Here is a 21,287-nt window from a genome sequence, read left to right as displayed (position 1 = left end):
GACAACAGCCTGTCGACCATGTGGCCCGGTCGCGTATCGGTTAGCTCCGTCGCGCCGTGCTTGGAGGTCGTGTTGGTGGACGTTGGTGTGGTCGTCAGCCCTTCCGCGGACGGCGTTCGCGAGCTCGCGCGATGGTTGGGCGAGGAGGACGAGCTTCGGGGGCGGGTGCGTCTACGCGAGGGCGAGGCCGTTTCCGGCACGCTCGGAGCGATCACCGACGGCTTGGTGGCGGTGTTGGGGCCGGCCGGGGTCGGTGCGTTCGCGGCCGGAGTCGTGCAGTGGTTGCGCACCCGGCGCACCGACGTCGAGGTCGAGGTCAGCAGGGCGGATGGCGCCACCATGAAAGTGTCGGCGAAGTACGTCCAGGGGCTGACCGCGGCGGCCGTCCGCGACCTTGTCGATGACCTGGCCACGTTCGCCAGATCTGGCGATGAGTAACCGGAGCCGCCGCGCGCTTGCCACGGACGGGCTCGCGCTCCTCATCGGCGCCGGCACCTACACCGGCGCCCTGACCGATGTTCCCGCCGTCGCGTCGACGCTCGCCGACCTGGAGCGGCTGCTGATCAGCCGGTGCGGCATGCGCCCCTCGGCGGTGCGGCGCCACCTGGACCTGGCGAGCCCGCTGGAGATGGGCGATGTGATCGCCGCGGGCGCCGAGGATGCCGCGGGCGGTCCCTTGCTTGTGTACTACGTCGGGCACGGCCTGGTGAGCTCGGGTAACGGCCTCTACCTGGCCACGGCCGCCACCGACCGGCGGCCGAGTCGTGTGGAGCACACCGCGCTGAGCTACCAGACGGTCCGGCGGTACCTGTGGGACTGCGCGGCCCGGCCGCTGATTGTCGTGCTCGACTGTTGCTTCGCCGGGAAGGCGACGGCGGGTCTTGGCGGCACCGGCGACGAGATGGCGGACCTCGCCGGCATCGACGGCGCGTTCGTGCTGACATCCGCCGGCGCCGATGAGCTCGCACTCGCGCCGGAAGGCGCGCGACACACCGCGTTCACCGGTGAGTTGATCCGCTTGCTGACCGACGGCTGGCAGGACGGCCCGCAGTACCTCACGCTCCAGGACCTGTACCGGGAACTGGCCAGGACGCTGCCCGCCGCCGGCGGCCCGCGCCCGCGGATCCGCACCACGGGCAACGCTGGGCACCTCATCCTCACCGACAATCCCGCTTACCGGATCCGTGCCCCGCTGCGCGGTCCAGCGGTCGCGGCCGACCCGTTGGCGACCGGCGAATGCCCGTACCGCGGCCTGGCCGCCTTCGAGAGCGACGACGCCCAATGGTTTTACGGGCGGGAGGCGCTCACCGAGTCTCTCGTGCGCCGGGTGGCTGAACGGTTCGACCAGCCCGCGCCGCTGTTCGTGACGGGCGCCTCGGGCGCCGGCAAGTCCTCGCTGCTGCGCGCTGGCCTGCTGCCGGCGGTCGCTCGCGGTGACCTCGACATCTCCGGCTCGGTGGCTTGGCCACGGTTGCTGTTTACGCCCACCGCCGATCCGATCGGTCAGCTCGCTCAGCAGCTGGCCGGGATCGCCCAGTCCGGCCCAGATCGTGACCGCTTGCGGGCGACATTGCTTGACCGCCCGTCGGAAGCGACCGCGGTGGCCCACGCGGCGTTGCGCGAGACGCTCGGCCCCTCCGGCGACAGTGGGCGGGTCGTTCTGGTCGTCGACCAGTTCGAGGAGACGTTCACGCAGTGCACGGACCCGATGGCGCAGCAGGCGTTCATCGCGGCACTCGGCGCGCTCGCCGGTGATGGCGACGACGTTCCGGCCGCGCTCGTCGTGCTCGGTGTCCGGGCGGACTTTCTGGGCCGGTGCGCCGGCTACCCGGGATTGGCGCGGGCTCTTGAGAACAGCCCGGCGCTGGTCGGCGCGATGAACGGACGGGAGCTGACCGACGCCGTCGAACGCCCGGCCGCCGCGGTCGGGCTGGCGGTGGAGACCGGTCTTGCCGACCTCATGCTGGCGGACCTGGGGGTTCCGCGCGACGGTGGCCCGAACGACCACGCGGGCCGGCTGCCGTTACTGTCACACGCGCTCCTGGCCACCTGGCACAACCGTGAAGACGGCGTCCTGACAATCCCGGCGTACCGGGCGACCGGGGGCATCCACGGAGCACTGGCCAGTACCGCCGACAAGGTTTTGGCGGACCTCGACGAGGCCGAGCGGGCCGCGGCTCGGCAGGTGCTGTGCCGGCTGGTGCGCGTCGGCGACGGCACCGACGACACCCGGCGGCGGGTCGGCTGGACCCAGTTGCTGTCCGAACTCGCCGATCCCGCTTCCGCCGAGACCGCGCTGCGGGCATTCAGCGCCGACCAGGCGCGGTTGGTCACCATCGACGAGGAGACGGTGGAGATCACCCACGAGGCGCTGCTGTCTGCCTGGCCGACCCTGCGCGCTTGGCTCGACAGCGACCGCGAGGGCTTGATCATCCACCAGCGGCTCCTCGACGCGGCCCTTGCCTGGGATCGCGAAGGCCGTGAACCCGCGGCGCTGTACGGAGACAGCCGGCTCGAGGTGGCCCGTGGCTGGGCCGAGAGCCAGGGCCAGCCGGACCGGCTCGGAGAGCTCCCGGCCGCGTTTCTGGCCGAGAGCATCGCCGCGGAGACCGCCCGGCAGAGCGCCGCCAAACGCCGCACCCGCCGACTCGCCGTCCTCTCGCTGGTCCTCACCATCCTGCTCGTAGCCTCCGTCACCGCCGCGGTCGCCGCGGTCACCGCGTTTCGATCGGCCGACGAGCAGCGGCGGATCGCCGCCATCCGGGCGCTTACGGTCCAGGCCGACGCGGTGCAGGCGACGCAGCCAGGCACAGCGACCCAACTCGCCGTCGCCGCCTACCGCCTCGATCCGAGCAGGGACAACCGGGCCAACCTCATCAAGCACATCCAGGCCAGCCGCTACGCGGGGACGGTCGGCGAGTTCGGCAGCCACGTGCGGAGCCTGGCGGTCTCGCCCAAGCTGGACCTCGCCGTGTTGGGCGGCTTCGACAACCTCTTCGCGGAGGACCTGCCGAAGAGCACCGTCTGGGACATCAGGGACCGCCACCGGCCACGGCGGGTGGCCGAGCTGCCGCACGAGGAGGGGTGGAACACCGGGCCAACGTACGAGGCCGCGTTCAGCCCGGACGGCCGGTACCTGATCGAGGGCAACGTCATGTGGGACCTGAAGGATCCGGCGAACCCGCAGGCGCTGTCGGTGCTCACCACCCCCGGCTTGCGGGAGGCAGGCTGGCCGCGGGTGTGGGCCGTCGCCTACAGCCCCGACGGTGACAAGGTCGTCATCAGTTGGGGAAACGATCCGCGCCAGGTCGCGATCTGGGACGTGACAGACCCCGCGAACCCGCGCATCGAGACCGAGCTGCCGCAGCAGCCAGCTCCAGTGTGGTCGGTCGCCTTCAGCCCCGACGGCGAGACGCTGCTGACCGGCTCCGACAACGGCCAGGCCCTGCTGTGGGACATCCGTTACCCCGGTTACACGCCGTCCCTGCGCTCGCGGATCGGCAGCGGGTCCGAGCCGATCTGGACCGTCGGCTTCAGCCGATCCCGCGACCTCGCCGTCGTGGGCACGGGCAGCGGCCGAGCCGAGCTGTGGAACGTGAGCGATCCCATCTACCCCACCTTCTACGCCACGCTCACCGGCATGCAGGGCGCCGTGTGGACCTCGTCGTTCAACACGGAGGGCACGACGGTGACCCTGGCGGGCCGCGACGACACGGGCGCGAGCGTCTGGGACATCACCTCCGCCTACCCGCGGCGGGTGGCCACATTGGAGGGTCACAGCGGTCCCGTGTCGGAGATCCTCGTCGGCGACGACAGGACCATGCTCACCGCCGCGCTCGACGGATCCGCGCGGATCTGGAGCACCGTCGACCCGCTGCGACCAGACCCACACCGCGTCCTGTCACCCTTGTCCCGCCTGACCCTCGGCGACGACGGCGGCACCGTCCTCGTGCACGGCGACGCCGTCCCCGGCCGTCTCGTCACGATGCCCGAGCGCCCCGCCGGCTCCCCGAGCGAGAGCAGCTTCCAGACCGGCAGCGGCGAAACCGTGCAGCAGCTCACCGCTGGCGGCCGCACCGCGCTGATCAGCGCCGGCGACGACTTCCTGCTCCGCGACCTGTCCTCCGGCGCGGAGCTGGCCCGATTCCCGAACGCGCGAGCGGTCCAGCTGGCCGAAGCCGCCCCGCTTGCCGCCGTCATAGGCGGCGAGACCAGCGGAGCTGTCCTCTGGGACCTCGGCGACCCCGCCGATCCCGAGCAGCTGGCCACCCTCCCCGACGCTGATACGGTCGCCCTCAGCCGCGACGGACGGGTGGCCATGGCCTGGTCCGAGGCTCAACAGCGGACCACCGTGTGGAACCTCGACGACCGCCACCACCCCCGGCAGATCTTCACCGCGGACGGGACCGCGCGCACCCTGAGCCCCGACGGCACGGTCGCGATGATCACTGATCCCCCACCGCTTCCGACAGCGACGAGGAGAGCAAACCCACGACCGTCTCCGTCTGGCGGATCGACGGCGCCAGCACCGCCCGGCGCGAACGCCAGCTGACGGCTCCCCGCGGAGGCGAACAACTGGCGGCCGACGCCCGAAGCAAGATCATCGCCGACCGCAGGCTGACGCTCATCAACCTGACCTCGTCCACCCCGTGGGTCCCCTCGGTGCGGGCAGCGTCGCCACCTACAGTGCGGACGGCCGACTGATCTTCACCGGGGACGGCCACCGGGTCGCGATGTGGGACCTGACACACCCGAGCGAGCCGATCCGCGTCGCGACCCTCATCGGCGCCTCGGCCGAGATCGACCAGATCACCGTCAGCGCCGACAGCGGCCTGCTCGTGGCCACGTCCAGCAGGTCCGGCGCCGACAACCCCGAAATCTCGTACGCCATGTGGGACCTGCGGGCACTGACCACAATGGTCACTGACCCGCTCGGATACGCCTGCGGCATCGTCGGTCACGGACTCACCCGGGAGGAATGGGACAACCATGCTCCCGACCTGGCCTTCACCCAGACCTGCGACGCGTAGCCTTCACCGCTCGCGCGCAGCCGTGGGCACCGCGTGGTGCGGGGCTCCGGCGGGCGACCCCTCACCGACCAGGGCGTGCAAGCCCTGCGTCGACGTCGCCCGCCGGCAATCTCGTCGTGCGTCCTACACCGTGACGTCTCCCCGCACGCCGCTGGCCGCGGCGGGTTCCTTTCCGGTGTGCGGCTGGTCGACCACCCGGCGGTAGTCCGCCACGAGTCGTGAGAGGTGGAAGAGGCGCGCCGCCTCGGCCGCCGCCTGCGAGCCGAGCCGGCGGCTCAGCTCGGGATCCTCGAGCAGGCGGCGGATGGCGCCGGCCACGCCGGTGTAGTCGGTCGGGTCGACGAGCAAACCGGTCTTGCCGTCGACGACCTGCAGGGCCAGGCCGCCGACCGCCGACGCCACGATGGGACGGGACTTGTGCATGGCTTCGGTGACGGTCAGGCCGAAGCCCTCCTCAAGGCTCTTCTGCAGCACCACGTCGGCGCGCCGCTGCAGGGCGTTGATCAGCAGGGCGTTCCGGTGGGGATCGCGCATCGACAGGGTCACCAGGTGCGTGCGCCGCCGTTCGCTTTCGGGCAGATCGCGGTACGCGGCGCGGACCTCCTCCAGGATCGCGACTCCCTCCGGATCGTCGGTCACCTCGTGCGGATCCGGTCCGGCCAGGACCAGGTGGGCGTCCTGCGGTATCCCGGGCAGGCAGCGCAGCACTCCGGCCATGTCCTTGAGCGGGTCCCACCGCGACACCTGCAGGACCATCGGCGCGTCCGGGGGCACCGGCCCGACCTGGTCGATCGTGGCGGACGAGTCGCCGCCGGCCGCCGTCCCGAACAGCCCGATCGCGGTGAGCAGCGCGTCGACCTCGGCGGTGGTGAGCGGCTGGTTCTTCGGCGAGTCCGGGTCGATCGCCGGGGGCACGACGTACCTCGTCCGGGTGAAGCCGGGCGGGCCGAACTCGGGCCGCGTGGCCAGCACGACATCCACGTCGTCGAACTCGGGCGCGAGAAAACGCCATACGTGCTCCGGCGTGGTGGCTGACCCGTCGGTCGTTCCGATGTGGCAGTGCCACGCGACGCGGATCCCGCGCGCGGCCAGCATGGGGGCCAGGCCGAGCGTCTGCGGGTCGTGCAGGGCGACGGTGTCACCCTCTCGAAGCTGCGCGGCGAGCCAGTGTCCCTGCGGCTGCAGCACCGAGCGGTACAGCACTCCGGCGTCCGCGCCGTGCAGCGGGGCGGGGTTGCCCTTGCCGTGCAGCAGGTGGTGGATCGTCTTGGTCAGGGCGAAGAACTCCGGCGTGCCGGAGACGACAGCCCACCCGACCGCGAGGCCGCCGTCGCGCTGTGCCGGGATCAGCCGGTGGAGCAGCTCGGCCACCCCGCCGCCGGTCGAGGTGGTGTTGACGTGGACAAGCAGCGGACGGCCGTCCGGCACAGCCTGCCGCACCCAGCGCGGGTTCGGTACGTCGGTCACCGCATACGCCCCTTGCTCATAGCGACTTTTCCTTTCGTCGTTGAATCGGGGTCGCACCCGCGGCCTGCACGAAGGCATGCGGCATCGGTCGCAAAAGCGGAAGGCTTTCGAGCTGACCGTCGACGCGTTCGCGGCTGCTCGGGGCGGGTAGTCCGCGCATCGCTGAACCACCCATCGAGATCAATCGAGGGATCTCAATATGGCGGTAGCATACGCCGCACGGTGACTCACCGCAACGGGCAGCTGTCACGCAGTCAAGCTACGGATCCGGTCCCTGAGCGCGGTGGCGGTGTTGGCGAGGCGCTGCAGCTCCAACGTCTCCGGGTCCGGCGGCGGGGGCGCGCCGAAGACCAGCAAGCTGGCCGTCCGGTCGAGCAGGTCGGCGACGCGCACCATGTCCGCGGCGCTGATCGCCGGGTCCGGCAGCCGCTCGCCCAGCGGCACCAGCACCCGCGCGGCCTCCCGCGCGGCCATGCGTTGGCGGCGCTGCTCGTCGGCCGGGTCGGGGCAGCCGGGCACGAACGACGTCTCGTGGTGGCGCATCGACAGGATCGCCCAACTCTCGGCGACGTCGATGCGGTGGTCGCGGTCGGCGATGTTGGCGTAGACCGACCGGATCGCCTCCGCGGCCCGCTCGCTCGGGGCGGAGTCCGGTGAGCCGAAGGTGAGCAGCCCGATGAGCCCGCGTAGGATCGCGGCGGCCCGCTCCAGGTCCGCGGCCGTCAGCGCCGGGTCCGGCAGGGCCTGGACGATCGGGTCGACGATCGCGAACGCCTCGGCCGCGGCGGTGCGCTGCCGGAGCAGCTCGGCCGGCGGGTCCGGGTTGCGCGGGTTGAATGCCACCTCGTGGTGGAACAGTGCCTGGCCGGACCACGAGCTGGCGATGTCCAGGCGGTGATCGCCGGGCAGCCCCGCGTAGACATGGCGGCCGAGGGCGGCGGCGTTGGACGCCTGCGCCGTGTCCGGTGAGCCGAAGGCGAGGTAGCCGGCCAGGTTCACCAGGGTGGGCGCGAGAAAGCCCCGCCGCTGCTCGGTCGGGTCGTCGTCGGTCAGAAACCGGTACAGCAGCCACGCGTTCTGGGCCGCGCCGAGTTGCACGGGCACGTCGTGCGGGTGGGCCGCCTGCGCGGTCGCGTGCCACTGGCCGGCGATCTCGTACAGCTTGGCGTTGCTGAGGTCGGGTGTGACGGCCCGGATCCGGCCGAACTCCTCCAGGGTCCGGGCGGTGAGCTCCAGCGCGGCCGCGGCGTCGCCGTTGCGGAGGCGGTCCAACGCGCGGGCGAAGTAGGCCGCCCACAGCTCGTCGTACCAGGAGGTGCACGCGAGCGGGCCGGAGCGCGACGGGTGCTCGACATCGGTGAAGTCCAGGACCCGTGGAGTGTCCAGGCAGCCCGGGTAGATGAACTCGAAGCGGCCGGTGTGCCCGACGGACCACAGGAACTCCCCGCCGCCAGCGGCAGCTGCTGCAGGTCCGCCGGCGCGGTCGCGTTGCCGACGCGTCGAATGCGCATCGAGTACCGGTCGCCCTTGGCGAACCGCTCGCCGAACTGGCGGTCCGAGGACGGGGCGATGACGAACTCGATCCGCTTGCCGTCGGGGGCGTTGAAGACGTAGTCGACGCCGGCGCGCAGGCTCGAGGAGTCGCCCGGGATCAGGTCGCGGTTGTCCTCGATCGTGCGCCGCTCGAACTCCTCGAAGGAAGGCATGCTCGTGGCCTCTACGGCGTAGAAGAACGCCCAGTTGGTCGGCCACGCGCTGGACGGCTGGCCTTCGTCGTAGATCTCGGCGGGCGCGGTGACGAGTGCGGCGACGTACAGGCCGAGGTTGCCGTGCTCGGGCCGGTCGGCGTCCAGGTTGAACGTGTACCAGCCCTGCAACGGCGTGGCCGGGTCCTTGAGCCACGCGGGGATGTGCAGGTTGGCGCCGCACGCGAACCCGTGAAACGCCGCGGTGTTGACGCCGCTGCGCACGTCCGGCCACACGTCGAGGCGGATGAGCTGGTCGAAGGTCAGGGCGCCACCGGTGGGCAGCAGCGTGATCGGCTGTGGCATGGCCGCGTTCTTGTACTTGGCGATCCCGTCGTTGGCGTAGCCGCTGTTGAGGAAGATCCCGCCGGAGGTCAGCAGGAACGACGGCGAGCGGTAGTAGCTCTCGACACCGGCGTCGGCCTGTTCGCCGGCCGGGATCGGGGGGCGCAGCCCGAGGTGGAAGGAGTGGGTGCCGGTCCACGTCTCGTCCAGTGCGAGGACGTAGGCGGCTACCGGCGGCCGGTACGGTGCCAGCCCGGCGAGCAGGCACTCGATGAACCACCAGTGCGGGATGTGCTTGCCGGGGCTGCCATCGGCCAGCGGCGGCGGTCCGGTGTAGTGGTGGAAGAAGGCGGTCATCTCGTCGGCGTCCCTGCCGTAGAGATCGTTGAGACCGACCGGGTCCTCGGCGTAGGACTGATCCCGCAGCCTGCGGAACGGCCCGAGCCGCCGCAGCCTGCTGCTGGACACCGCGAACTTCACCGTCAGGTAGTCCAGCAGGAGCTGCGCCGCGGTCGACACCTCGTCGTCGGCGAACTCGGCCAGGTTCAGCAGCGCGTTGAACGTGTACCGCAGGTACGGCCGCGCGTTGAACTCCAGGAAGTCGTGTCGCGCCGCGACCTGCAGGTAGTTGAGCATCCACTGCCGAAAGCCGTTGGCGCCGTTGTCGAAGTCCACGGCCGGGTCCCGCCGGTGCAGGAGCTGGTTGGTGAGGTAGCGACTGCTCTCGATGAGCAGCACATGGTTTTCCGACTCGGGGATCGGGATGCACGGCGGCCCACCCAGGCCCGGCAGCACGATCGGGCCGAGGAAGATCCCGGCAGCCGCGACCGCCGCGGCGCCGAGCTCGGACCAGTTGCAGCACAGCTGCTTGGTCATCACAGCCTCGTCGTGCCGGCCGCGCACCGACAGCAGCCAGTCCAGCAGGTGCGCGCGGACCCGCGGCTGGAGCAGGTCGTCGTAGCGGTAGGCGATCGCGACGAGGTGCTTGAGCAGGGTGTCGTACTCGCCATTGATCTTCCGGCAGTACACCCACTGCAGGTCGCTGAGATCCTTGTCGCTGTCGGTGCCGACCGAGGTCGGCCGCAGGTTGAGGAGCGCCTCGTTGACCATCGTCGCGGTGGGCAGCCAGCCGCCGGGCACCGTGTAGCGGCCGTCGCCGTGGTCGCGCACCGCCTGCAGGTGGGCCACGAGCAGCGCGCCGAGGTCCTCGTTGTGGTACAGCTGCTTCGACGGCAGCACGGTGCCGCTGGCCGCGAAGGCGTCCACCACCGCCCGGATGCGTGCCGCGTCGGTGGCCACGGCCGCCGCCGGTGTGCCACCGAGCGCGGCCGGACCCAGATCCACCCCGCCCGGCCTCGGCTGGAACAGTACCGACGGCACCGGCTGGGCCGGTCCCACCTCGCCGTACGGCGAGTCGGGCAGGCCGGGAAACAGCCGCAGCTCCTGACGGCCGGCCGGCAGGCCGTCCCGCAGCTGGTAGCCGCCGCAGCTGAACTCGACCCACGCGTCGTCGGGCTCCAGGTACGCGACGACGGGCTCGCCCTGCTCCCGGTGCCAGTCGACCCGGTAGTGGGTCGGGCGCATGCCGCCCGCTTCCGGGTAGGAGGCCGGTCCCCAGGTGAAGAAGACGGCCTCCCGGTCGGTGTAGAGGACCGTGGCCAGGTCGCCGAACCGCGGGTCGACGCTGATCTGCCCATTCGTGAACGTCTGCTGCCGCGCGCCTTCCGCGGTCGTGACCGCGGGACCGGTGGGCCGGCCGAGCGGGCCGTCCCAGGCGTCGTAGAGGTGCCATCGGTCCGCGATCAGACCGTCGACGGGCGCGTCGTCGGGAAACGGGTTGCCGTCGCGGTGGCCGACGGTGAACCCGATCCGCTTCGTCCAGCCCTGTTCGCAGCGGTCGCCGTCGGGGTCGTCGCAGCCGCGGATCTCGAACTCGTAGCGGCCCGCGCTCTGGATCCGCATGGGCATGCGACCGCGCCGCTGCCGGTGCGGCACGTCGCCGTCGTACGTGAACAGCGAAGCCGACCGGCCCAGCCGGCGACCGTCGATGAACGCCTCGAACTGCCACCACTCGTAGTGGTAGTGCTCGCTGGCGAGCTGCCACTCGAAGCAGGCGTAGTCGCGCAGCCGGTAACACGTGACGACCATGTCCTGCCTGGGGCACCAGGCGATCTCGCCGCGTTCGAACACCTGGACCCGGTTGCCGGCACCGTCGTCGGCCTCCGGGCCGAGCGGGCAGCCCAGCGGCCCGAGCTCCGCACCGGTCTCCCGCCAGCGGTCGCCGATCAGGCCGACGGCGTCGTGTACGCAGGTGGTCATGGACCTCAACTCCTCATTGCGTCGGATCGGCGGGGCCGGGCTGAACGCGGAGGGTGGCCTCTGCCAGCAGCGTGCCGGAGGTGTCGCGCCATTCCAGGCTCGCGCGGTCGTCGTCCGTGCGGCGCAGCGAGAGCAGGCCGTCGGCCAGGCAGGCCTCCCCCGCCGTGCGGCTGGCGGCGGCCCGGATGCCATCGCCGGCCGGCTGTGCGAGGACGAGCCGATATGTGCAGGCGGCGGCACGCGCCGTGCCGATCGGGGTGCCCGCCGGGACGGGACACCCTGGGCCGCACGTGACGGTGACCGCGAATGTCTCCGCCTGCCAGGTGCCGTTCAGGTCGTCGTCCGGCGGGTCGCCGCGTACCACGGCAAAGACGGCGACCAGGACGGCGGCGAGCAGGCCCGCGGCGGCGAACCCGGCGGCGATCCGGGCCCGGCCCGGCGGCCGCACCGCGGTCGTCGCCGCAAGGGGCGCGACCGGCAGCGCGAACGGCGCCGAGACCTCGGTCTCGAAGCCCGTCTCGTCGGCGAGCAGGCGCCGGTACGTATCGAGCGCCTGGGCGTACGCGGTGGCGAGGCCGGCCTCCTCGGCGGCCGGATGCGGGGCGCCGAGGTGCACGAACCCGTAGCTGATCTCGAGGGGGCGGCCGTGCTCGTCCAGCACGCTCGCGCTACCGATGTCCTGTGGCCGGATCCGGTGGGTACGCGTGACGAGCGTGACCCGGCCGATGGGGGTGTCGGCGGAGCGGTTCTCCTCCAGCAGGCCGGCGAGGCCGTGCTCGGCGAGCACCGCGGGCACGAGGCGGGCCCGGAAACCCTGCCGGCGGCCCCGCGCCACCAGGAAGGCCCAGCCGCTGCTCATCGGGACAGCACCGATGCCGGCAGGTCGTGCTCGAGCCGGTGCAGCATCCGCTGGAAGTCGTCGAGGACGACGGTGCGCGCTTCGAGCAGCGTGTACGCCTGGCGGTGCGACTCGGCGCGGAACGCGGCAAGCTCGGCGGCCTTGTGCTGGCTGGGCCGGGCGATCCAGTCGAGCATCATGCCCACGAGCTCGTTGCTGTACGGGCGGCTCATGACGCTGTCGAGCGTGGCGCGCATGGCGACGCCGGCGGGCCGGAGCAGGAACGCCCCGATCTCGCTGACCAGCTCGTCGGGCGTGTGCCGCCGCCGCACCCGGTACTCGCTCTCGATGGCCCCGACGAGCTGGCTGTCGATGCTCTGCCGCACGCGGGTGAAGAGGTCCGGGATGATCGCGGCAACCGGAATGTCCACATTGTACGGCGCGAACGTGCCGTCGGGACGCTTGGTGACCACGCCGGTCGACTCGTCGAGGCGGGCGAATCCGGAGCCGACCGCGCTGACCGGGATCAGCCGGACGGTGGTGCGCGAGCGGACCAGGTCACTGATGTGCTCGACGGTCATCAGCGCCTTGACCACGGCGTCCAGCCGGGCCCGGTCGTCCGACCCGGCTGGTTCGCCGAAGTCGCGCACCAGGTCCCACTTGGAGATGACGAGGTAGACGGCGCACCGGGCCCTGGCCATCAGCTGGACCATCACCGCGATCTTCGCGATGAGGTAGGCCCGGCCCTGCGCCTGGCCGCGCAGGAACTGCAGCACGCGGCGGCCGTCAAGCACGCCGATCAGGGCGTCCGCCGCCATGACCTTGCCGACCAGGTCGTCCAGGGCGGTGTCGCCGGCGCCGAGCAGCTCGAAGATCTCGCCGGCGTAGTCCAGGTACTCGATCGTGAACGCCGTCGTCGGCTTCTCCTCGACCTGCGTGACGCAGTCGAAGCGGTAGGTGCGGGTGCCGTCGCGCCGGGTGGCGCTCGGCCAGGGCTCGGTCGGGTCGACCACTGTGGACAGCAGGTTGCCGAGCATGACCCGGGTGGAGGCGTCGGTGTCGAGGTAGTACGGGCGGCCGGGGCGCGCCCGGAACTGGTAGAAGAGGCTGGCCAGCAGGACCGTCTTGCCGGAGCCGCTGTTGCCCAGCGCCACCACCTTGAACGTCGGTGTCGGCAGCTCGGGAAAGGCGCGCACCTGCCGGCGCCGGCGCATGTGGCGGCCGGTGAGCGTGACCATGAGGCCGGCCAGGGCCAGCAGCGACAGGACGAGCAGGAAGGCCATGCGTACGATGCTCGGCAGTGGACGGCCGCGATACATCAGGGCGGGCCCTGATGTGTGCGGCCGGCGGATGTGACCAGGCTGGTGTCATCGGACAAGGAGCGCGAGCCGGCGAACCGACCACCGTGGTGGTCGTGGACGACCACGCCGGTTTCCGGACGATGGCCGCGGTGCTCCTGGCCGCCGGCGGGTTCCGCGTCCTGGGCGAGGCGGCCACCGGCGCCGACGCGCTCATCGTGATCGCCGCGCTGGCGCCGGACGTGGTGCTGCTCGACGTGGAGCTTCCGGACACGGACGGGTTCGCGGTGCTCCGGTCGGTACGGGCGGCGGGCCTGACGACCCGGGTGGTGCTCTGCTCGGTACGCGCGGCGGCGGACTACGGCACGAAGCTCGACGGCTGCGGGGCCGCCGGGTTTCTCACCAAGTCGGCGCTGACCGCGCAGGCGCTCAGGAGCCTGCTGCGGGCCGGGTAGGCGCGGCGGGTCGCAGGTAGGCGAGCACCGCGCGCACGCGCCGGTGGCTTTCCGGCTCGGGCGGGAGGTCCAGGCGCAGGAAGATGCTGCGCACGTGCGACTCCACCGTCTTGGGGGTCAGGAAGAGCCGGTCGCCGATCGCCTGGTTGGAGCGTCCCTCCGCCATCAGGGCCAGCACCTCCCGCTCGCGCGCGGTGAGCCGCTGCAGCGGGTCGTCGCTGCGCCGGCCGGCCAGCATCAGCGAGACCACTTCGGGGTCGACCGCGCAGCCGCCGGCCGCCACCCGCCGGACCGCGTCGACGAAGTCGGCCGCGCCGCCGACCCGCTCCTTCAGCAGGTATCCGACGCCGCGGGCGCTGTCGCCGAGCAGCGTGGTCAGGTACCGCGACTCCAGGTACTGCGAGAGCACCAGTACCCCGACCGCGGGATAGGTGGCCCGGATGTCGATAGCCGCCTCGAGCCCTTCGAGGCGGTTCGTGGGCGGCATCCGCACGTCGACCACGGCCACGTCGGGCCGCGCCGAGGCCACCGCGTCCCACAGCGCCGGCCGGTCCCCCACCTCCGCGACCACGTCGAACCCGTGCTGCCGCAGCAGGACGCCGATCGCCGTGCGGACGAGTGCCGCGTCGTCGGCGAGCACGACCCTGGTCGTCACGCGCGCTCCCTCATGCTCCGGCGGGCAGGATCGCGGTAACCGTAGTGCCTTGCCCCGGCAGGCTCCGCACGGACAGGTCGCCGTCGAGCGCGCGTACCCGGTCGGCAAGCCCCAGCAGGCCCGAGCCCGCGGTGACGGCCGCACCACCGATGCCGTCGTCGTCCACCGTCACGCGGATAGCGCCCCGCGCGGGCTCGACGGTGATCCGGATCCGGTCGGCGTGGGCGTGCTTCATCGCGTTGGTCACCGCCTCGGCCACGACGAAGTAGGCGGTGGCCTCGACCGCCAGCGGCAGCCGGGGGATCTCGGCCGCCGCCAGCTCGACCGGCGCGTGCATCCGCTCGACAAGGGACTGGAGGGCGGCGACCAGGCCGTCTTCGCTCAGGATCGCCGGGTGTATGCCTCGGGCCAGCGACCGCAGGTCGGACAGCGCGGTGTCCAGCCCTTCGCCACAGGCCCGCAGCAGCACGCGTGCGCCGTCGCCGGTCTCCGAGCCCAGCTGGCTCTCGACGGCGCGGATGCCGATCGCGGCCGCCACCACGTGCTGCTGCACGCCGTCGTGCAGGTCGCGCTCCATGCGGCGGCGCTCCTCGGTGACCGCGGTGACGATCCGCGCCCTTGACGCCCGGACCTCGCCGAGCTGCGCCCGCACCTCGGCGGTCAGCCGCTGGTTTTCCAGCGTCAGGCCGGCAGCCGCGGTCACCGCCCGCAGCACGTGGCCGTCTTCGCACAGCGCCGCGTCGTGCAGCAGCGCGGCGACCCGCTGGCCCGCGCGGTCCACATAGGTCACTGTCCGGCCGCTGCCCGGTGGCGGCAGCGGCAGCGGCGCGCCCGCCGCGTCGACAAGCTCGGTGGCGTCCGGCCGCCAGTATCCAACCTGGAGGGTGGGGTCGCCGAGGGCAGCGGCGAGGCGGTCGCGCAGCTCCGCCGGCGACAGCGGCCGCTGCAGGTCGACGAGCAGCTCGGCGACCGCGGTCCGGCCCAGCCGCACGCGCAGGACGCCGGCGAGAAAGACCAAAGGCAAGACACAAAAGGCCACTTTGTACACCGTGAGCGCGCCGATGCGCACCGCGTCGAACTGGCTCAACGCGTTGCCGGTCGCGGATGCCGCACCGCCGAGGAGGAACGTGAGCAGCACCGGCCCGACCAGGCGGCGCTGCGGTGGCGTGGCCCGCACCCACCGCCAGACGAGCACTCCAGCCACGGCGCCGGCCACCGACGCACCGATCGCGGCCACCACCGCTGCCACCGCGGCCAGCATCGCCGGCGAGTCGATGAACAGCAGGTTGCGCTGGTAGTCCGGGCCGATGTGGGACACGTCCTGGAAGAGCGCGCCCAGCGGGGTCAGCCCGAAGACCGCCACGTAGGCGGCGGCCACGAGCCACTGCAGCGGCCGCGAGCCCAGCCGGCCGGTCGGAAACGCGAGCACGAGGTGAGCCAGGAACCCGCTCGACGCGGTGCTGAGCATCAGGCCGAGCGTGTGGGTCAGCGCGAACGGAATGAAGCGCACGTCTTCGGCGAACCAGCCGACGCCGACGAGCACCATCAACAGCCCGACCCGGTTGTCCGGCCGGCGGTGGTGCGCCACCGCGCCCGCTCCGAGGAAGAGCAGGCCGCTGAACCCGGTGAAGACGCTCTCCCATACCGAGTGCTCGACGTCGACCGCCTTGCACGGGAGCACGACCGCTGCGAGCAGCACACCCGCAGCGACAAGCGTGTGCACCACGCCCCGCCCGGCCCTCACCCTCACAGGCTGCCCGATCTGCCCCGCGAAGTCCGCGTTGAGTCACATAGAAGACTGTGTGCGCGGGACGGCTTTCCTCAGGAACGGCGGGTCCGGGGTGCGCGGAGGTAGGTGAGGACCGCGAGGACCCGGCGGTGGCCGTCGTCGGACTCGGCCAGGCCGAGCTTGAGGAGGACGTGGCGGACGTGCCCTTCGACAGTTCGCTCGCTGACCACCAGGCGCCGCGCGATCGCCGGGTTGTTGAGCCCTTGGGCCATCAGCTCCAGCACCTCCCGCTCCCGGTCCGACAGTGCGAAGAGCGGGTCGTCGCTGGGACGCGGCCGCACGAGGGCGCCGACGACGTTCGGGTCCAGCGCCGAGCCGCCGTCCGCGACGCGCTGGGCCGCGGCGAGGAAGTCGTGCACGTCGAGGACGCGGTCCTTGAGCAGGTACCCGAAACCGGTTCGGCTCATGAGGACCATCGCGTGCGTGGTGTCGATGTGTTGGGACAGCACAAGCACGCCGATCTCCGGATGTGCCTGCTTGATGTCGCGTGCGGCGCGGGTGCCTTCGTCGGTGAACGTGGGTGGCATCCGCACGTCCACCACGACCAGGTCGGGCCGGTGGCTCTCGACGGTGGGCAGCAGGTTTTCGGCGTCGCCGACGGTGGCCACGACCTGGTGGCCGCGGTCGGCGAACAGCCGCGCCAGACCCTCGCGGAGCAGGACCTGGTCCTCGGCGATCAGCACGCGCACGGCAACTCCGCGATCAATGTGGTGCCCAGGCAGGGTTGGGGATCGCCTCGATGTCGGTCGGGAACCGTTCGCAACCGGCGTACACGTCCACCGGCAGCGGTGTCCGGCCGGCCAGCTCGCGAAGCGACGCGGGCCGCACACCGTTGGCGAGTTCGCGCAGGTCGGCGATGGCGACGGTGATCTGTTCGATGGCGGCGTCGATTGTCCGGACGACCGGGGACTCCCCGAGCTCGAACTGGGCGTGCCGTAGCGCCAGACCCACGCTGACCAACCGCTGCTGCGCACCGTCGTGCAGGTCCCGCTCGATGCGGCGGCGCTCCTGGTAGCTCGCGGCGACGATGCGGGCTCGCGAGGCCTGCACCTCGATGAGCTGGTGGCGTACCTCGGCGCGGAGCCTGGCGATCTCGATCGCCAGTCGCGCGCGTGCCACCACCTCGTGCAGCCGGGGTTCGGCGGCGGCCGCGGTGTGCACGACGACCGCGAGGGGCACGCCGGCCCGCTCGACCAGCAGCTCGACGCGGCCGTCAGGCACGTCCGTCCTGACATCGCGCCCCTGGGCGTCGATCCGCAGCGCCGCCCCGGGAAGGAGGTAGCGCAGTTCGAGGTCCGGCTGCGACATGACCTCCCGCAGCACCTGCTGGAGCGCCTCGGGGTCCGCTCGCCCCACGCGCAGGTCATCGAGAAACGCGTCGACGCGGGCCAGGGCGTCGTAGCGGGCGCGACGGAACCGCCGGTCGACGGCGTCCTGGATCCGCGCCCGCAGTGGGCGGAACGCCGCCGCGACGGCGAGCGTCGCGCCAGCGATCACCCACGGCGAGCGGCCACCGAGGGCGGCGCCCAGCACGAGCGTCGCCGCGAGGTATCCGGCGGCGAGCAGGACCGTCAACGTCGCGTAGACGAGCGTGCCGGTGACGATGACGTCGACGTCGTAGAGCCGGTACCGCAGGATCGCGATACAGATCGCCGACGGCAGCGCGGCCGCGACGACCGCGATCGCGATACGCACCAGGGCGCTGTCGTCGAAGGCCACGATGGCCAGCGGGCCCACGACGGCCAGCACGCCGACCACGTATGCGACCCACTTGAGCTGCTGACGCTCGACTCCGGTCGCACCGCGGAACCGGGCGATGAGCGATCCGATCGCCGCCAGCAGCGCGACGATGAACAGCACCTGCCCGGCGAGGTGGACCGGCTCCAGCCCCGCAACCGCGTACGGGTTTGAACCGGAGTCGAACCTGGGATCCGTGGAATGCCCGAACGCCGCTCCCACCGTCATCAACACGATCGCGACGACGCCGGTCCACACCAACGCACGCCGCCGCGGACCCAGCCCTCGGCCGCCGGGAAACAGCGTCAGGATGACGGCGAGCGTCCCGATGCCCAGCGTGTTTGCCCAGTTCGAAAACCACTCGATCGGTACCACCCACGGCCAGCTCGCGTGGTGCGCATACCCCTCGGCGAAATCCACCAAGGACCCCTCGAAACCCAGTCCTCCGAGCAGCCAGCCGATCGGATTCGAGCGTTGGTTCGAGATGATCAGGGCGCCTGCCAGGCCGAACGCCACCGTGTGCAGCGGGTAGAGGACGACCTCGTAAACCGGTTCGAGGCCCAGGGTGATCACCACTGTGGCCACTGAAACGAGGCAGGTGAGGCCGAAAAACGCCGCAGGCAGTGGCCGCACGCCGATCCTTGGCATCGTGAAATCGTCGCAGTGCTGCTTTGGCCGGTGCAACAGTGCTGGCACCTGCTCGATATCGAGTACTCGCTCGGATGACCCGCGGCCCTGACAGGCGGCAACGTGATGGCGGCTGAACCCACCGACGTCACGAGGAGGGTGTCGTGCGCGCGATCTGGACGGTTGTGGTCGCCGTCGTGCTGCTCGGGTTGTTCGGCGCCGTCGCCGACACCGACGCCGGCGACGTCGGTGACAGCTTCGCCGGCGAGCTGGACGGTCTGCGTGACTGCGGCCCCATGCGGTGGGGCGAGGCCCGCCCGGAATGTGTGCGGCACCTGCAACAGGTGCTTCGGGCTCGCGGGGCACCGATGGACGTGACCGGCAACTACCTGCGCGAGACCACCAGGTACATCAAGGAGTTTCAAGCCGGCCGCGGCCTGCACCAGGACGGCGTGCTGGACAAGCCGACGCTCGACGCCCTCGCCCACCTGCCGGATGGACCGGACCGGTGGGACCTGCGCCGCGACTGCGTCTCGCTTCGGCAACCCACCGGCGAGGCCGCCGGTTCACAGGGCAGCTGCGTGACCACCCTGCGGGCCCGCCTCGCCGTGCACGGCATCGCCGCCGGCCGCGGCGCCACCTTCGACGGCGATGCCGCCGCAGCGGTCCGGACGTTTCAGCAACGCGCCGGGCTTCCGCAGATCGGGATCGTCGGCCCGCAGACCCGGCTCGCCCTCTACCTGCAGCTGCCCAGGCCCAGCCCCGGCCAGGCCGGCTGCACCGTCCGCGGCTGCCTGATCATCATTGGCCGCGCGGACACCCGCGGCATCGCCTCCGCGTTTCCGGACAACGCGTTCGTCCGTGCGCTGCTGGCCGAGGTGATCAGCGCCGCCGTGTGCGCCCGGATCCGGGCAATGCCCGCGGTCCACGTCGCCTGCCAGGCGGTCGGCAGCTACATCATCGACACTGTCGCCGGCGCGCTGAACACCGCCGCCCGGCGTAACGCCTGCCTACGGGTGGCGGTCGGCTACCCACCCGGGCAGCGCGCCTGGTTTCCGCTGCAGGTCACGCCCGACAACGGTCCGAAGTGTGCGGCCGCGTCCGGGTCATCGGGGTGAACCGACGGGGCGTGCGCGCTCTCCCGCCGCCGCGATGGCAGCGGCGAAGGCGGGGATGGAACGCTCGACCATCGCGTCGCTCGCGGTCAGCGAGATGCGGAAGTACCCGGGCAGCTCGACGACGCTGCCCGGCAGGACGAAGACGTCGCGGGCGGCCAGGGCTTCCACGAACGCGTTGTCGTCGGCGATCGGGGCGCGCGGCAGCAGGTAGAAGGCGCCCTCGGGGGCGTGTACTTCGTATCCTTGCGCGCGCAGCGCGTCGACCAGCAGGTCGCGGCGGCGCTGCAGCTGGTCCAGGTCGATGCAGAGGTGTTCGAGCTCGGGCAGCGCGTGCTGCAGTACCGCGTCGGGCATGCCGAACCCGTTGTACTGGGCCGCCAGGACGGCGCCACGCATACGTTCCCGATCGGGCATCGATGGCGCCAGGGCCAGATAGCCCAGGCGCTGGCCGGGTGTCAGCAGCGCCTTGGCGTAGCTGTAGACCAGGAAGGAGTACGGGTAGTAGGCGGTAGGGCTCGGGAAGCGGCGGCCGTCGAACAGGATCCGGTTGTACGCCTCGTCGGAGATCAGGTAGATCGCGCGACCGTACTCTTCGGAGGCCGCGGTGAGCACCTGGGCCAGCCGGCGCAGCGTCTGCGGCGGATAGATGCGGCCGGTCGGGTTGTTGGGCGAGTTGACGATCACCGCGCGGGTGCGTGGTGTGATCACCGCGGCGATCGCGTCGACATCGAGGTCGAACGTCGCCCGGTCGACCGGCGCGCGCACCGGGACACCGCGGGCGAAGGCGATCATGGACTCGTAGAAGAACCACGGCGGGCTCTGGAAGACGACCTCGTCGCCGGGCTCCAGCACCGTGCTGAACGCGAGCACCAGCGCGCTCGAGGCGCCTTTGGTCAGGAAGATGTCCTCGGCCTCGTACGCCACGCCGAGCCGCTCCCGCAGCGAAGCCGCGGCCGCCTCACACGGGACGGTCTCGTTCAGCTTGTACGCGAACCAGCTGGCATCCTGCGGAACGCTCGCCCGCCGGATCGCATCCACATAGGCCGGCAGCGGCATCTCCTGCGGGTTGCCCACGACGAAGTCGCAGCCGTCGCCTTCGGCCCTGCGCGCGGCCCACGTCGAGGTCATCAGGAACCGCACGAAAGGCGCCGACGCGGCACTGACAGCGTTCAGATGCGAGGAGATCGGGGCATCCACCATGGCCATCGCTCCAGTCCTCAAGCTCACCATGGTGCGCGGCCCCCGCCGTCACCGGACGCAGAGGGCCACGCACCACGGGTCGGCTACTACTGCTTCCACGCACCGATGTGGGTCTTGACCTGACGAAGCACCGCCACGGGCGGGCCGTCCGGGTTGTCCCGGGTGAACAGCTCGACACCCACCCGGCCTTCGGTGCCGCCGCCCTGCCCGACCGGCGGGATGTGGGTGATCTTGTGCCTGAGCACCACCGGCTCCTTGTTGAAGACCACCATCGACAGCGCGGACAGCTCGAACTGCATGTACCCCTCCATCGTGCACATCTTCGGAGAGTCCGGCAGCCCCGGATACACGGTGCCCGGGCTGACCCGCCCGCGCGACCGCTTGCCGATCTGGTAGTTCACGCTCGCGTGCACCGGACCGAACTTCTCACTCACGCCGGTCAGGTCCATCTCCAACATCGTGATCTCCACCGAGGCGCTGACCCAGTCAGCCGCCGTCGGATCGGCCCGCTGGATCTGGTAGTGGCCCCGCAGCTCGATGGTGTCCTCACCGAAGCCCGGCACCTCGATCGTGTCCCACGTGACGAAGTTGAGCTTGTCGATGCCGCCCTTCGGCGGGGTGAACAGGCGCAGGTCCGCCAAACTCGTGGGACACGGCGCCAGTGTCTCGGTGCCCTCTGTCTCGAATGCCAATGTCATTGCGGTCTCCCCTCGCTAAGGTCCCC

16 protein-coding genes are annotated in these 21,287 nt (G+C 71.6%); 5 read left to right on the top strand and 11 right to left on the bottom strand.

What is annotated here, in order from left to right:
- Positions 1-75: 75 nt before the first annotated feature.
- From Phou_RS25150 to Phou_RS25140, 3 genes are all read left to right on the top strand, one after another.
- On the top strand, positions 76-438 hold the full coding sequence (locus Phou_RS25150; protein ID WP_173059608.1) for an effector-associated constant component EACC1: 363 nt from the start codon (positions 76-78) through the stop codon (positions 436-438).
- On the top strand, positions 431-4,552 hold the full coding sequence (locus Phou_RS25145; RefSeq protein ID WP_173059605.1) for a caspase, EACC1-associated type: 4,122 nt from the start codon (positions 431-433) through the stop codon (positions 4,550-4,552). The genes Phou_RS25150 and Phou_RS25145 overlap by 8 nt, the downstream gene beginning before the upstream one ends.
- Before the next feature lie 97 nt (positions 4,553-4,649).
- Positions 4,650-5,030: a hypothetical protein gene (locus Phou_RS25140; RefSeq protein WP_173059602.1), complete on the top strand. Its 381-nt coding sequence runs from the start codon at positions 4,650-4,652 to the stop codon at positions 5,028-5,030.
- 123 nt (positions 5,031-5,153) lie between these two features.
- On the opposite strand, the gene Phou_RS25135 is transcribed toward Phou_RS25140, so the two are convergent.
- From Phou_RS25135 to Phou_RS25115, 5 genes are all read right to left on the bottom strand, one after another.
- Positions 5,154-6,497: a glycosyltransferase gene (locus tag Phou_RS25135; RefSeq protein ID WP_173059599.1), complete on the bottom strand. Its 1,344-nt coding sequence runs from the start codon at positions 6,495-6,497 to the stop codon at positions 5,154-5,156.
- Positions 6,498-6,743: 246 nt separating this feature from the next.
- Positions 6,744-7,601, bottom strand: a complete 858-nt coding sequence (locus tag Phou_RS25130) for a hypothetical protein (RefSeq protein WP_173059597.1) — start codon at positions 7,599-7,601, stop codon at positions 6,744-6,746.
- Positions 7,547-10,846: an LGFP repeat-containing protein gene (locus Phou_RS25125; protein WP_173059594.1), complete on the bottom strand. Its 3,300-nt coding sequence runs from the start codon at positions 10,844-10,846 to the stop codon at positions 7,547-7,549. The genes Phou_RS25130 and Phou_RS25125 overlap by 55 nt, the downstream gene beginning before the upstream one ends.
- Positions 10,847-10,859: 13 nt before the next feature.
- Positions 10,860-11,705 carry a hypothetical protein gene (locus Phou_RS25120; RefSeq protein WP_173059591.1) on the bottom strand — a complete coding sequence of 282 codons (846 nt, stop codon included), beginning with the start codon at positions 11,703-11,705 and terminating at the stop codon, positions 10,860-10,862.
- A complete protein-coding gene (locus Phou_RS25115) occupies positions 11,702-12,967 on the bottom strand; it encodes a hypothetical protein (RefSeq protein WP_173059590.1) in 1,266 nt (421 codons plus the stop codon). Before Phou_RS25115 ends, Phou_RS25120 begins: the two co-directional genes overlap by 4 nt.
- A 131-nt stretch (positions 12,968-13,098) precedes the next feature.
- Here Phou_RS25115 and Phou_RS25110 point away from each other — a divergent pair, with 131 nt between their 5' ends.
- The gene (locus Phou_RS25110; protein WP_218579193.1) at positions 13,099-13,437 is read left to right on the top strand and encodes a response regulator transcription factor; all 339 of its coding nucleotides are present in this window, start codon (positions 13,099-13,101) and stop codon (positions 13,435-13,437) included.
- Here the strand turns inward: Phou_RS25110 and Phou_RS25105 are convergent.
- The 4 genes from Phou_RS25105 to Phou_RS25090 form a co-directional block, all read right to left on the bottom strand.
- Positions 13,412-14,092: a response regulator transcription factor gene (locus Phou_RS25105; RefSeq protein WP_173059587.1), complete on the bottom strand. Its 681-nt coding sequence runs from the start codon at positions 14,090-14,092 to the stop codon at positions 13,412-13,414. The two genes, Phou_RS25110 and Phou_RS25105, sit on opposite strands and share 26 nt — an antisense overlap.
- A gap of 10 nt (positions 14,093-14,102) precedes the next feature.
- Positions 14,103-15,836 (bottom strand): sensor histidine kinase, encoded by a 1,734-nt coding sequence (locus tag Phou_RS25100; protein ID WP_218579192.1) that lies wholly within the window; start codon positions 15,834-15,836, stop codon positions 14,103-14,105.
- A 77-nt stretch (positions 15,837-15,913) separates the two neighbouring features.
- The gene (locus Phou_RS25095) at positions 15,914-16,570 is read right to left on the bottom strand and encodes a response regulator (protein WP_173059584.1); all 657 of its coding nucleotides are present in this window, start codon (positions 16,568-16,570) and stop codon (positions 15,914-15,916) included.
- Between the two features lie 13 nt (positions 16,571-16,583).
- The gene (locus tag Phou_RS25090) at positions 16,584-18,194 is read right to left on the bottom strand and encodes a histidine kinase dimerization/phosphoacceptor domain-containing protein (protein WP_173059581.1); all 1,611 of its coding nucleotides are present in this window, start codon (positions 18,192-18,194) and stop codon (positions 16,584-16,586) included.
- 215 nt (positions 18,195-18,409) lie between these two features.
- Here Phou_RS25090 and Phou_RS25085 point away from each other — a divergent pair, with 215 nt between their 5' ends.
- Entirely contained in the window at positions 18,410-19,363 is a 954-nt protein-coding gene (locus Phou_RS25085) for a peptidoglycan-binding domain-containing protein (protein WP_173059578.1), read from the top strand.
- On the opposite strand, the gene Phou_RS25080 is transcribed toward Phou_RS25085, so the two are convergent.
- Both Phou_RS25080 and Phou_RS25075 read right to left on the bottom strand, forming a co-directional pair.
- On the bottom strand, positions 19,352-20,569 hold the full coding sequence (locus Phou_RS25080; RefSeq protein WP_173059575.1) for an aminotransferase class I/II-fold pyridoxal phosphate-dependent enzyme: 1,218 nt from the start codon (positions 20,567-20,569) through the stop codon (positions 19,352-19,354). The genes Phou_RS25085 and Phou_RS25080 overlap by 12 nt on opposite strands.
- Before the next feature lie 80 nt (positions 20,570-20,649).
- Positions 20,650-21,261, bottom strand: a complete 612-nt coding sequence (locus Phou_RS25075) for a DUF6073 family protein (protein WP_173059572.1) — start codon at positions 21,259-21,261, stop codon at positions 20,650-20,652.
- Positions 21,262-21,287: the final 26 nt, after the last annotated feature.

Origin of the sequence: Phytohabitans houttuyneae (assembly GCF_011764425.1) — a bacterium.
Classification (GTDB): Bacteria; Actinomycetota; Actinomycetes; order Mycobacteriales; family Micromonosporaceae; genus Phytohabitans; species Phytohabitans houttuyneae.
The sequence above is the reverse complement of the archived record's forward strand: the minus strand, read 5'-3'. Positions and strand labels throughout refer to the sequence as shown.